The organism is Bradyrhizobium sp., from assembly GCF_030654605.1.
Classification (GTDB): domain Bacteria; phylum Pseudomonadota; class Alphaproteobacteria; order Rhizobiales; family Xanthobacteraceae; genus Bradyrhizobium.
Genome location: NZ_JAURXB010000273.1, coordinates 1 through 12,902, shown reverse-complemented (window position 1 = coordinate 12,902; position 12,902 = coordinate 1). Strand labels below are relative to the sequence as shown.

General features: G+C 64.2%; 12 protein-coding genes. 4 read left to right on the top strand and 8 right to left on the bottom strand.

Annotated features, from left to right (window positions below; all coding sequences use genetic code 11):
• Positions 1-87 precede the first annotated feature (87 nt).
• The 3 genes from Q7U29_RS25015 to Q7U29_RS25005 all read left to right on the top strand — a co-directional run bounded on the left by Q7U29_RS25015 (position 88) and on the right by Q7U29_RS25005 (position 4,050).
• Entirely contained in the window at positions 88-534 is a 447-nt protein-coding gene (locus tag Q7U29_RS25015) for a L,D-transpeptidase (protein WP_370691824.1), read from the top strand.
• Between the two features lie 309 nt (positions 535-843).
• Positions 844-3,081 (top strand): EAL domain-containing protein, encoded by a 2,238-nt coding sequence (locus Q7U29_RS25010; RefSeq protein ID WP_304745852.1) that lies wholly within the window; start codon positions 844-846, stop codon positions 3,079-3,081.
• A gap of 330 nt (positions 3,082-3,411) precedes the next feature.
• Positions 3,412-4,050 (top strand): class I SAM-dependent methyltransferase, encoded by a 639-nt coding sequence (locus Q7U29_RS25005; RefSeq protein WP_304745850.1) that lies wholly within the window; start codon positions 3,412-3,414, stop codon positions 4,048-4,050.
• Positions 4,051-4,106: 56 nt separating this feature from the next.
• Here the strand turns inward: Q7U29_RS25005 and Q7U29_RS25000 are convergent, their stop codons facing one another.
• On the bottom strand, positions 4,107-4,787 hold the full coding sequence (locus Q7U29_RS25000) for a metalloregulator ArsR/SmtB family transcription factor (RefSeq protein ID WP_304745950.1): 681 nt from the start codon (positions 4,785-4,787) through the stop codon (positions 4,107-4,109).
• 44 nt (positions 4,788-4,831) lie between these two features.
• On the opposite strand from Q7U29_RS25000, the gene Q7U29_RS24995 reads away from it, so the two are divergent.
• The gene (locus tag Q7U29_RS24995; RefSeq protein WP_304745848.1) at positions 4,832-6,046 is read left to right on the top strand and encodes an MFS transporter; all 1,215 of its coding nucleotides are present in this window, start codon (positions 4,832-4,834) and stop codon (positions 6,044-6,046) included.
• 109 nt (positions 6,047-6,155) lie between these two features.
• Here Q7U29_RS24995 and Q7U29_RS24990 read toward each other — a convergent pair whose 3' ends face one another.
• From Q7U29_RS24990 to Q7U29_RS24960, 7 genes are all read right to left on the bottom strand, one after another.
• A complete protein-coding gene (locus Q7U29_RS24990; RefSeq protein WP_304745846.1) occupies positions 6,156-6,635 on the bottom strand; it encodes a DUF1801 domain-containing protein in 480 nt (159 codons plus the stop codon).
• Between the two features lie 26 nt (positions 6,636-6,661).
• A complete protein-coding gene (locus Q7U29_RS24985) occupies positions 6,662-6,844 on the bottom strand; it encodes a YegP family protein (protein WP_304745844.1) in 183 nt (60 codons plus the stop codon).
• 144 nt (positions 6,845-6,988) lie between these two features.
• Entirely contained in the window at positions 6,989-8,956 is a 1,968-nt protein-coding gene (locus Q7U29_RS24980; RefSeq protein WP_304745842.1) for a methyl-accepting chemotaxis protein, read from the bottom strand.
• A 78-nt stretch (positions 8,957-9,034) separates the two neighbouring features.
• Positions 9,035-10,210, bottom strand: a complete 1,176-nt coding sequence (locus Q7U29_RS24975; protein WP_304745840.1) for an acyl-CoA dehydrogenase family protein — start codon at positions 10,208-10,210, stop codon at positions 9,035-9,037.
• A 96-nt stretch (positions 10,211-10,306) separates the two neighbouring features.
• Positions 10,307-11,542, bottom strand: a complete 1,236-nt coding sequence (locus Q7U29_RS24970; RefSeq protein WP_304745838.1) for an MFS transporter — start codon at positions 11,540-11,542, stop codon at positions 10,307-10,309.
• 254 nt (positions 11,543-11,796) lie between these two features.
• On the bottom strand, positions 11,797-12,420 hold the full coding sequence (locus Q7U29_RS24965; protein ID WP_304745836.1) for a hypothetical protein: 624 nt from the start codon (positions 12,418-12,420) through the stop codon (positions 11,797-11,799).
• A 277-nt stretch (positions 12,421-12,697) separates the two neighbouring features.
• Positions 12,698-12,902 (bottom strand): zinc-binding dehydrogenase (locus Q7U29_RS24960; protein ID WP_304745834.1); only part of this gene is annotated, 205 nt, incomplete at its 5' end.

The following is a 12,902-nucleotide window of genomic DNA, read 5'->3' as shown; positions in this document are numbered from 1 at the left end:
GATTGCATCAGGATGTCGCCCCGGTCTTTACAACCCGCATTCGCGAGCGACATCATGGCCGCCATAAAAAAGTGGTGGCAGGGCGCGATGATGAAACGGCTGTCGAAGCGACGGCTCGCACGGCTGGCATTTGCCGTCGCGGCGGTTATGACAGGATTGACGCTGACGCCGGCGCGCGCCGGGGTCGTGGTCCAGATCGACAAGTCGTCGCAACGCATGGCCGTGAGCGTCGACGGTGCGATGCGATACTCCTGGCCGGTGTCGACCGGCCGCAACGGTTATGGCACGCCGAGCGGCGTGTTCCAGCCGACCATGATGGCGCGGCGCTGGTTCTCACGGAAGTATTACAATTCGCCGATGCCGCACGCGATCTTCTTTTATCACGGTTTTGCCATTCACGGGACGTATGACCTGGCGCGGCTCGGTGGCCCCGCCTCACATGGTTGCGTTCGGCTGCATCCGTCGAATGCGGCAACTCTGTTTGCCCTGGTCGCGCGCCAACGGGGCAATACCCGGATCGTGATCTCGAACTGACGCGTTCTTAACCGCTCGCTTAACCGCTCGATAACCCTTTTACGCATTGGCGAAATTTCGTGCGCGCGCGGGGAAATTCGCGCATTCGTTGGGCAGCGTTGATCTTTATCCGGCATCTGACGTCGTTGTGGCGCCTGAGATGCCTTTCATCGCGCGGATGCGCCCGCGTATGCTACTTAAACGTGTATCCGGAGTCTTGTTCCATGGCCTTCCAGGCTCGCCGGCGCCAGCGCAAGCCGCCAAGTGTTACCAATTTTTCAGACACTTATCGGAGAACATGGGACGCAGAATGCGAGTGGGCGTACGCGAATGCAGAGTATCCGGCCGAAGCCAGCCAAAAAACGCAAACATGCGGCGATGACCCGCATTCCCGGCCGACCGGCGAAGCCCAGTCCGAAGCTTTCAGGCAAGCGCCGCCGCGTTTCACCCGAGATCGGCGAAATCGTGCGCAAGCGCGCCGAGGCGGAAGCCGCGATCGCGGATGCGCGAAAATCGCAAGAGCGGTTGCGCGAGGCGATCGACATCCTGCCGCAGGGCATCGTGTTTCTCGACGCCGACGGGCGCTACATTCTCTGGAACAAGAAGTATTCCGAGATCTACAACCGCAGTTCCGACCTGTTCAAGCCGGGCGCCCGGCTGCAGGACACCCTCCGTGTCGGCGTCGCGCGCGGCGAATATCCGGAAGCGGTCGGCCGCGAGGAAGAATGGATCACCGAGCGGCTCGCCAGGATGTATCAGCCCGGCGCGCGCCACGAGCAGACGCTGGCCGATGGCCGCTGCATCCTGATCGAGGAGCGGTTGACCGAGGACGGCGGCGTCGTCGGCCTGCGCGTCGACATCACCGAGCTGAAGCAGCGCGAGGCCTCGTTCCGGCTGCTGTTCGACAGCAATCCCGTTCCCATGATCGTATGCGCGCTGGACGACGAGCGCATCCTCGGCGTCAATGACGCCGCGATCGAGCATTACGGCTACAGCCGCGCCGAATTCGAGAAGCTGACCATCCGCAGCGTTCAGGCCTTCGAGACCGAACTGCCATGGGGCGGCGACCGCTCCAGCGACGAACAGACCGCGCGGACCTGGAAGCATGTCAGGGCCGACGGCGCGCTGATCGACCTTGCGATCTATTCGCGTCAGCTGGTCTGCCACGACCAGCCCGCGGTGCTGCTGGCGCTGATGGACATCACCGAGCGCAAGCGCGCCGAGGCGCGACTCGCCTTCATGGCCCAGCATGACGGTTTGACCGGGCTGCCGAACCGCAACCTGCTGCGCCAGCAGATGGACGACATCCTGCTGCACACCAGGCGCAGCGCGGAAAAGGTCGCGGTGCTGGTGCTCGGCCTCGACAATTTCAAGGCGGTCAACGATACGCTCGGCCACGGCATCGGCGACAAGCTCTTGCGCGGCGTCGCCAAGCGGCTGCGATCCACCCTGCGCGAGGAGGATACGCTCGCCCGCCTCAACTCCGACGAATTCGCGATCATCCAGAGCGGGCTGACGCGCCCCGAGGATGCGGTGCTGCTGTCCAGGAGGCTGCTGGAGGCGATCGGCGATCCCTACCTGCTCGACGGCCATTCCGTCGTGATCGGCGCCAGCATCGGCATCGCCATGGCGCCCGGCGACGGCGACGAGTCCGAGAAGCTGCTCAAGAACGCCGACATGGCGCTGTCGCGCGCCAAGAACGAGCAGCGCGGCACGTTCTCCTTCTTCGAAGCCGGCATGGATGCCCGCGCCCAGAGTCGCCGCAAGATCGAGATCGACCTGCGCGACGCGATCCAGAACGACGTGCTGCTGCCATACTACCAGCCGCTGGTCGATCTCGCGACCGGGCGCATCACCGGCTTCGAGGCGCTGGTGCGCTGGCCGCATCCCGACCGCGGCATGGTATCGCCGGCTGAATTCATTCCCGTCGCCGAGGAGACCGGCCTGATCAATCCGCTCGGCGCGCTGATGCTGCGCCGCGCCTGCGCCGACGCCGCACTCTGGCCCGACGACGTCCGGATCGCGGTCAACCTGTCGCCGCTGCAATTCCGGGTCGGCAATCTGCTGTCGATGGTGATGGACGTGCTGAAGCAGACCGGGCTGCCGGCGAGAAGGCTGGAGCTCGAAATCACCGAAACGCTGCTGCTGGAAAAGAGCAGCCAGGTGCTGGCCACGCTGCACGCGCTGCGCGCGCTCGGCGTGCGCATTTCGATGGACGATTTCGGCACCGGCTATTCCAGCCTGAGCTATCTGCGAAGCTTTCCGTTCGACAAGATCAAGATCGACCAGTCGTTCGTTCGCGACCTCGGCTCCAATCGCGACGCGCAGGCCATCGTGCGCTCGATCATCAGCCTCGGCATGGGCCTCGGCGTGACGATCACCGCCGAGGGCGTCGAGACCGAAGCCGAACTGAGCTGCCTGCGCGCCGAGGGCTGCCACGAGGGGCAGGGCTTCCTGTTCAGCCGCGCGCGGCCCAACGCCGAGATCGTCGCGCTGCTGCAGGCGCAGCGCGGCCCGGAATTCGTCGCGCCGCAAGATCCGTCCGAGGACGCCGCGCTGGTGGCGTGAGGCTCACAACCGTCATTGCGAGCGCAGCGAAGCAATCCATTCTTTCTTTTCGCGGTGACGATGGATTGCTTCGCTGCGCTCGCAATGACGGCTTTGGCGCCTCGCTCCAACGGCGGCGTTATGCGCGCTTGTTAGACGTTTTCCGCTTCCGCAGATGATAGGTCAGCGCCAGAACGTGAGGCCCCCGTGTCCCGCGGCGTCCTCTGATTGGAGGATGCCTTTCCAGCCGTTCGGCGCTAACTTCAGGTGGGACGGAAGCGGATTGCTCGATCAGGGCAGATGGGGAAGGCCGCCGAAGCAAGCGGCGTTGTCAAATCACAGGAAGTGCAAATGCGCAAACCGCAGTTCATCGCCAGGCAAGGACGCAAGCCGTCCGGCCTGCTGGGCCGGATCGTGGCGCGGGTGATGGCAAGGGAAACCGCCAACGAGAATGATTTCGCTCTGGAGCTGTTGCAGCTTCAGCCCGCCGACGCGGTGCTGGAGATTGGCTGCGGTCACGGCGAAACTCTCGCCAAGGCCGCGAATGCAGCCTCTTCCGGTTCGCTTTGCGGAATCGACTTCTCACCGACGATGCTGCGCCACGCCGCACGCCGACATAGGCAGTTGGTTGCGGAGAAACGGATCGAGTTTCGCCTGGAAAGCAGCGACCGGTTGCCGTTCCCTGACGCGTCGTTCGACAAGGTCTTCGCCGTCCACACCATCTATTTCTGGAACAGGCCGCTCGACCATCTCACCGAGGCTCGCCGCGTGCTGAAACCGGGGGGACGCTTCGTTCTTGGCTTCCGTCCGGCGGAGGATGCGGGATTCCGGGCGACTTTTCCCAGCGAAATCTATCATATCAGACCGGAAGCCGAAGTTGCCCAACTGGCCAGAGATGCAGGCTTCGAAGCTATCCAGCTTCGCGATCTCGCACTCCGCAACAAGCGGCTCAGCTTCGTGATTGCAACGCGCCTCCGTGGTGCTGAATAAAATCGTCAGCGCCTTTTGCGCCCAGCCACCTGATCCGGACGGTGTTCAACGGCCGATCATCCAGGTCCGAGATCCGCGATCGCGTTCGACTCGACCGCAAGGCCTGCAGCTTTCCACTCGGGAAAGCCGTCCACAAGACGGCGCACGGTGTAGCCTCTTGCGCGCAGGGCGGCGACGGCTTCAAACGACAGCACGCAATAAGCGCCCCGGCAGTAAGCGACGATCTCGCGCTCGCCCGGCAGCGTTGAGAGGCGCCGCTCAAGTTCTGGCAGGGGGATGTTCACTGCGCCCGGCAGATGTCCAGATGCGAACTCGTCCTCCGGGCGTACGTCCAAAAGCGTAACGCTACCCTCCGCAAGTCGCCGTAAGACTTCCTCCCGCGAGACCGGCTCAAAGGCATCGAGGCGATCAAAGTAAAGTGAAGTGATCGCGCGCATCTCAGCGCAATTGTGCTCGGCGACCTTTCGCAGAGCCGACAGCAGCTCGATAATCGGCCCGTCGCCCAATTGGTAGAGCACGCGTTTGCCCTCGCGGCGAGGCTTGACGAAGCCGCTGCGCCTCAACTGTTGCAGGTGTTGTGAGGTATTGGCGACGGACTGACTGGTGAGTTGCGCGAGGCGTTCGACGGGGCGTTCACCCTGCGCCACGTGTTCGAGAAGTTCCACACGCGTCGCATGGGCCAGCGTGCGGGCCACTTCTGCAAACTTTTCAAAAATCTGAATCTTTGGGCTGGTCATTGACAGGGTGTCTTTTTCATTCAATCATTATATTGAATGATAGGATGAGACGCAAGCTCATGCAATTCCAACAAATGCACCGGCAGGTCCTGCTGCTCGCCACCGCCCAGGCCATGTTTCAGACGGTTTCTGTCCTGGTCATGACCGTGGGAGGTCTGGCGGGCGGTCTGGTCGCCGCGTCGCCCAGCCTAGCCACGGCACCTATTGCAGCAATGTTCCTAGGCACGGCTACCGCTACGGTGCCCGCCTCAATGTGGATGGCCCGCACTGGCCGTCGTCCGGGTTTCGTCCTGGGCGCGCTGCTCGGTACAACCGGCGGCCTGACGGCTGCGCTCGGTGTCTGGCTCGGTTCATTGGCTGTTTTGTCGTTGGGCACTTTTCTCGTCGGGACATATCAGGCCTTCGCGCAATTTTATCGTTTCGCAGCGGGCGAAGTGGCCGACGAAACGTTTCGGCCGCGCGCTATCTCGCTGGTCCTCGGCGGCGGCGTCGTCGCTGCATTGGCAGGGCCTGTACTGGCCCATTTGGGGCAGTCACTTTTTTCTACCCAATATGTCGGGTCGTTTTTATTGCTCTCCGTCGTGTCGGTCATCGCGGCGAGTTTGCTTCTTGGTCTTCGCGTGTCTCCACCGCCCAGGGCTGAGGAGGGCGTGGGAGCGGGCCGTCCGTGGGGTGCAATCGTTTCGCAGCCGACCTATCTGGTTGCTCTGTTCGGTGCCGCTACCGGCTACGGCATCATGATTCTGGCCATGACGGCGACACCGATTGCCATGGTGCATCATCATCACGAGCTGGGTGCCGCTTCGACCGTCATTCAGCTGCACGTCCTCGGCATGTTCCTGCCCTCCTTCTTCACGGGTTCGCTCATTGCCCGATTTGGCGTGTTGCGCGTCATGCTTGCGGGCGTTGCCCTGTTCGCGGGCCATGTCCTGATGACGCTGACAGGCACCGGCTTTTCCTCTTTCGCCGGTGCGCTCGTGATGCTCGGAGTCGGCTGGAACTTCCTCTACATCGGCGGAACGACGCTGCTCACGACGACATACAACGTCGCGGAAAAGGGCCGCGCGCAGGCTACAAACGATTTGATTATTTTCGCGGTCGGCCTCGCTTGCTCCCTGAGCGCGGCTGCGCTGTTGCAAGTGTTTGGCTGGCAGATGCTCAACACGCTCCTGCTGCCCTGGCTTGGCCTGGCAGCACTCGCTCTGCTCTGGCTCGCTTATACACAACGAGCGCGCGTCATGACAGCTCCGGCAGAATGATGGAGTTACAAGACGGAATACGGACGCATATCCTCTCGCGGCTTGAAGTTTGAATACGAACGGACAGCGATCTACGCTTACCCTCCCTCAAGGGGAGGGCGATGAACACCTACCCGCCGCGCCCGGCCTTCCGCTTGTTCAGGTGATACGTCAGCGCCAGTCCCACGCAGTGGCGCAACTCGGCTTCGGGAAGCTTGTCCTTGGCGTCGAGCAGGATGCTGCGGTTGCCGCCGTAAGTCAGCTCGGGATACAGCTCGCGAAACGTTGCGACCAGGTCGGTCTGGCAATGGAAAAACACCGCGTAGCGGTCGGCGGGGGATTTGATCCGATCGATTCGAACCGTGCTGCCGCTTTTCGTGGCTGTCGTGAGATAGCTCGGCTGCCCCCATTTCAGGGTTTCTTCGAGGGCGCCGACGCCGTTTGTCGTCATGGCGGTGTCGAGGATCAGCCGGCGCAACGCCAGCAGTCTTGTCTGCAGCGGCTCTGGATAGGCGCTGAAGACCGCGGCCACAGCGGGATCGGCAAATCCCGCGCGCGGCTTGCCGGCCGGGAGTTTCTTCCCGCCGGCTTTTTGCGGTGGCTGCGGCATCGTGCCTTCAGGAGGTTGCGGCGGGTCTACTTGGTCTGATCGTCGGTGCTGGCGCCCGGGGCATTCTTCTTGATCGATTCGATTGCGCTCATGGCGGAGGCCTTTTGCGCATAACCTTCCGACGAAAACATGCTCTCGCCGTTCGGCGCCTTGAACCGGAAACGAAATTCGCCGGCCTTGTCCTTATAGACTTCGAATTTGTAAGCCATGACTTGCTCCCCCTGGGTGAATCAAGATCGCAAAGTAGATCGTCGGTCGCAAATGGCGCCGAGTCAATCGGGCAACGGCGCCCACTCCATCATGGAGGGGACGTCGTGTGAGCCCGATCTTGATCCAGACAGGCCGGAAGGTTACTAGGCCGCGTTGCGCAGGCCGGCTAGGAAGCTGTCGACGCTTTCGAACAAAGCGGTGGCGTGCTGGTTGAGTTCGCCGGAGGCGACCAGCACGTTGTTGGCGAGGACGCGCGACTGGTCGGCGGCCTGGCTGGCGCCGGCGACGTTATGCGAGACCTCGCTGGTGCCGGCGGCGGCCTGTTGCACGCTGCGGGCGATTTCGCGGGTCGCCGAGTCCTGCTCCTCGACGGCGGCGGCGATGGTGGTTGCAATGCCGCTGATTTCCCGGATGGTGTCGCTGATGCCGCCGATCGCGGTGACGCAATTGCCGGTGGCTGACTGGATCGCGGTCACCTGGCCGGCGATCTCCTCGGTGGCCTTCGCGGTCTGGCTGGCCAGTTCCTTGACTTCGGATGCGACCACGGCAAAGCCGCGGCCGGCGTCGCCCGCGCGCGCCGCCTCGATCGTCGCATTCAGCGCCAGCAGGTTGGTCTGGCTGGCGATGGCGCCGATCAGGCGAAGCACGTCGCCGATCTTTTCGCCGGCCGCCGTGAGGCTGCCGACCATTTCGGTGGTTTGACCGGCCTTCACCACGGCGTCTTCGGCGACGCTGCTGGAATGCGTGACCTGGCGGCCGATCTCGGCCACGGAGGAGGCCAGTTCCTCGGTGGCGGCGGCGACCGTGTTGACGCTGGCGGAGGCTTCCTCGGATGCGGCAGCCGCGGCGGTGGCCCGTTCCGACGTGCCACTGACGCTGGCCGTGATCTCGCCGGCGACGCGCTGCATGTCCTTGGTCGCGCGTGCGACCGCGCCCACGACGCTCTTGACGTCGGCCTCGAAACGGTCGGCCATCTGCCGCTGCAATGCCTTCTTTTCCTCTTCCGCCTGTTGCTTGGCGGCTTCCTGTGCGGCGCGCATGGCGCCTGCTTCCAGCATGCTGCGGCGGAACACGTCGACGGCCACCGCCATGGTGCCGAGTTCGTCCTTGCGCTCGCCGCCGGGGATGGTCACCTCGGTGTCGCCGCCGGAAAGGCGGTTCATGACCGCGGTGATCGCCGTCAGCGGACGCGACAGGCCGCGGCCGAGCAGGAAGGCCAGCAGCACGGCGCCGGCCAGGATGGCGATGGTGCCGAGGATCAGGTTGCGTTGCGAACTCGCCGCCGCGGCCTCATATTCGGTGGTATCCTTGACGACTTCCAGCACTGCGATCGGCTGGCCGGCGTAATTCTTGATTTGCCCGAGATAGAGAGCCGAGGGTTTGCCGCCGAGCGTCGCATCGCGACGCAACGATGCGCCGCTGAACACGCTCTTCAGTTCTTCCGGCGTGGCGACAACGGCATCCCCGAAGGTCGAGGAGAGCCGCTTGAGTTCCTTGCCATCGAAGGAATGCACGGCGAGATCGACGCCGAAGCGCTGCTTGGCGCGGTCGACGAACGCCTTGCCGAACGGGACGCCGTTTTCGGCGATGCCGATGCTCTTGCCGTCGCGCATGATCGGCGTCATGGCGAAGATGCTGAGCTCATTGCGGCCCATTTCGACCCCGACGATCGGCTTGCCTGATCTGTTCGACTCCACCACAGTGATGCGCCGCGCCGAGATGTCGTCGCCAAACGACTTGGGATCGTGCAGGCGCAGGAAGATCGTCGCCGGCGGCAAAGTGAGGTTCAACAGCGACATGCCCTGCGCCTTCAGGGCCGCCTGGGCGCCGCCGAGCAGCGCGGTCATGGAATCGCGGTCGCCCTTGGTGATGGCAGCGGCGACCGGGGGCAGTGCGGCGACCACGGAGCTGACCGCCATGGCGGCGCGTCCCTCATAGTCGATCGCGGCGATCACGCTGTCATATTGCAGCTTGAGTTGCTGGTCGAGCGCCAGTTGCGTCAGCGACCGCTGTTGAATGATCGAAAAGGTGCCGAGGATGGCGCAGGCCGCAGCCACCGTCAGCGAAATGGCGAGGATCAGACGGACTGCGATCGATCGAAGTTTGAACATGGGGGTTGCCGAAGCTCCGCAAGAGGAAGATTCGCAAGTTCCCAGAAACTGCTTAATAAAATGAGGTGGCCCGTAATACTACGGGCGCGCCGTCGGCGCGGTATCGAGCTTGCCCGACAGGATCACCTTGCCGACGTCTTCATAATGGCTGTCGCGGCCCTGCAGCTGCTGCGCAATGGTGTGCATGTCGCGGAAGCGGCGCTCGAACGGATTGGCGCTGAACACGGCGGTGGCCCCCGTCATGTGATAGGCGGTGTCGACCACCGCGGTGGACTGATGGATGGTCCAGGTCGAGGCCAGCCGGAGTGAAGTGCGATGGGCTTCGGTGAAGGCATCGCCCCGCGCCAGGTCGCGCCACACTTCCGCGGCGGTGGCATAGAGATAGGCGCGCGTGGAGCGCAACTGGGCTTCGGTGCGCCCGATCAGCCCCTGCACCGCGCTGTTCTCGCGCATCGCCGAAAGCCCCTGCGGCTGCTTGGCCCGTGCAAGCTCGATGGCGGCATCCAGCATGGCGCGGGCGACGCCGAGCGAGGTGGCGCCAAAGCCCATGCTGTAGACCATTTGAGTGGGGATCCGGTAGAGCGGGCCGTGCTCGCGCAATGCGGTGGGCTCGTCGCGCAGCGCGGTGAATCGCTCGGGAATGAAGAGATCCTCGACCGAATAGGAATCGGTGCCGGTGCCGTTGAGGCCGATCACGTCCCAGACGTCGTACATCGTGGCGCTGGTCATCGGGAACAGGATGGTGCGGATCTCCGGCGAGCCATCGGGCCTGCGGCGCGGTGAGCCGTCCGCCTCGACGATCCGGACATGGGCGCCGAGCCAGCTCGCCTGCCGCGAGCCGCTGGCGAAATCCCAGCGCGCGCTGGCCTTGTAGCCGCCGGGAACGGCCTGCACCGTATGATTGATCGCGCCCCAGGCCAGGATGCCGGGCGCGACGTTGAAAATCTCGTTGGCGGCATCGGGATCGATATAGGCCGAGACCATGGCGCAGACGCCGCACTGGCCGAGGCACCACGCGGTCGAGGCGTCGGCCTTGGCGATCTCTTCCTGCATCTGCATGAAGATCTCGAGCGGCGCCTCGGTACCCCCCAGGCTTTTCGGCAGCAGCGCGCGATAAAGCCCGTTTTCGATCAACGCCGAAACCACTGGCTGGGTGAGGCGCCGGGTCCGTTCGATCTCGTTGGCTTCGCCCGCGATCAGCGGCTGCAGCGCCCGCGCCCGCTCGACGAGGTCGAAACCGGAAAGCTTGTTCATGTATTTCCTCGCCCCTTGTTCCGCCGCTTGTCGGGCGTCTCGTTGAGTGGCGGCGCAATGGTGGTCCATCCGCCGCCGCCGATCAAGAGAGGCGATCTACGCCGTCGCAGGCCCGAGGCGGAGCGCGGGCTGTCTCGGCCGCCGCGGTGACGGAAAACTCAGCGCCACCGCGACCGCCGCGATGCCGATGCCGAACGAGCCGACATAGAGCCAGAAATAGCCGTGGAAGGTGTCGAACACCCAGCCGCCGGCCCATGGTCCGAGCGCCATGCCGAGGCTCGCAAACGCTGAAACCGCGCCGAACACGGAGCCCATGATGCGGGCGCCGAAAAATTCCCGCACCAGCACGGCGTAGAGCGGCATCACCCCGCCATAGGCCAGGCCGAACACGACGGAAAGCGCGTAGAATTCGCCGAGCTGGCCGATCGCGAGATAGGTCGCCACGCACAGCGCCTGCACCGAGAGCCCGCCGACCAGCACCGGCTTGGCCCCGATGCGGTCCGCCATCACGCCGAGCGCAAGCCGGCCGCCCAATCCGGAGAAGCCCGCCAGGCTATAGACGGTGACCGCGGTCAGCGGCGCGATGCCGCACACCATCGCGTAGCTCACCATGTGGAAGATCGGGCCCGAATGCGCCGCGCAGCAGCAAAAATGCGCCAGCGCCAGCGTGATGAACTGCGGCGTGCGCAAGGCCTGCGCCACGGTCCACTCGACCGCGGGCGTATCCGCACCGCCTGTGGCCGCAGGCGCGGTCGCCTGCGGCGCCGGACGCACCAGGAACGCGGCCGGAATCAACAATGCCGAAGCGACGATCCCGATCACCAGCATCGCGGTGCGCCAGTCATAGGTCGTGATCAACCAGCTCGCGAACGGCGCCACCGTCAGCGGCGCCACGCCCATTCCGGCCGACACCAGCGAGACCGCGAGGCTGCGCTGGTGTTCGATCCAGGCGCTGGCGATCGCCATCATCGGCGCATAGAAGGCGCCGACGGCGGTGCCGATCAGGATGCCCCACAGCAACTGAAACTGCCACAGGGAGGTCGCCATGCTCGCCGTCACCAGACCGAGGCCGAGCAGCACGGAGCCTGCGAGCACCACGATGCGGGTGCCGTAGCGGTCCGACAGCGCGCCCCAGAAGAACGCCGCGACCCCCATGCCGAGAAAATTCAGCGTCGACGCGGCGGAGACGCCGGCGAGCGACCAGCCCGTCGCATCCGACATCGGCTTCAGGAACACCGCCAGCGACATCATCGCGCCGAAGCCGACACAGGTCATCAGCGCGCCCGCGCCGACGACGACCCAGCCATAATTGAAACCGGCTGACTTGCTCATGCGTTTCCTCGCATTTTTGGTGGTTATGATCGAGCGGAAGGGATGGTGGCGCATTCGGTGGCGGAGAGCAAGGCGGGCGGGCGGGGAGATGTCCTTGCGAGTGTCGCCTGGTCGCGCGCGAGCCGCGAGTGAGGCGTTGTGAGAACTGGTGAAGCCAGAACGGCGTTCGGGACCCGCTCAGGGATAGCCATCGCAGGAGCCACGACGTGCCGAGCCGCGCTGGATCTCCGTTCCGGCTGGGTGGGGAAGGCCGCTCACGCAGTCACGACCGGGCCCTCGCGTTCATATCGCGTGGTGTAGGCCGACAGCTGTTTCGCATAGGCCGTTGAGGCCGTATCGCCGCGCCGGATCTCTGCGTCCGCCGCGTCCTTCGCAATTGGGGCGACGATGCCTGCGAGCTCCCTGCTCAATTCCTCGGCTGCCTTGAGCAGGCTTTGCAGCGCCTGGTCGCCGGTCTCGCCATCGCCGGGGGTATGGCGCAGCTCGAATTTCACACCGTTCGGAAGTTCGACGTGAATGAAATCGATGGCGACACTCCTGCCTGCCGTGCTGCTGTCGTTCGCTGAGCTGTCCGTAGTCTCGGTATCCGTCAGAGGTCGCTGCTTCGGGGGAGGCGCGACGGCGTCCTGGGGACCTGCCTTTGACAAGGCGTCAATTGTTTGCGGGTCCATCCGTTGGGTTGAGCCGCCGCCATGTCCGGCGGGTCTGTTGCCGCGCTGCCAAATCCTGTTGCCCTCGCCCGCAGCTGACCCGACATCAACGTTGCCGAGATCGTTTGCCTGCACGGCCGCGCCGAAATCTCCTGTTCCGCCACGCGAGGTGCGGCTCGAACCGTCGAGGAAGGGGATGATCTGTGGGGTAACCGTGCCGATTTTCATGATGTGCTCCTACGCTGTCACAATGGCATTCCGAACTCGTAGTGGGAGCGTCATGCAAATCGTGGACCATCCTATGATGACTGTCATTTCAAAGGGATGCTGCGTCCGTAGGACATTGACTGACCGAAGGCCATGAACTCATTTTGCCGGAGGCGGCAAATCCTGCCGCCTCATTCAGGTGTGGGAGAAGGCGCGCCGTCAGACTCCCTCGTGGACCAGCTCTGTGAAGAAAGCCAGCGAGGGTCGCCAGAGACACACCGACGGGTCGCCCGCCCGGCTAGGGGATCTCGACCACGATCTTGCCGTTCGCACCACCTCCAGTGATCGCGGCGTGCGACTGTTCGACCTCGTCCAGCGAGAAGCGCCGCCGGTCCAGCGCCGGCATGAGCTTGCCCGCTTCGATCAACTTCGTGGCCTCGCGCATGATCTCGCCGTGATGTTCACGGCCCTCCCCGGACAACAACGGATAAAGCGTAAACACC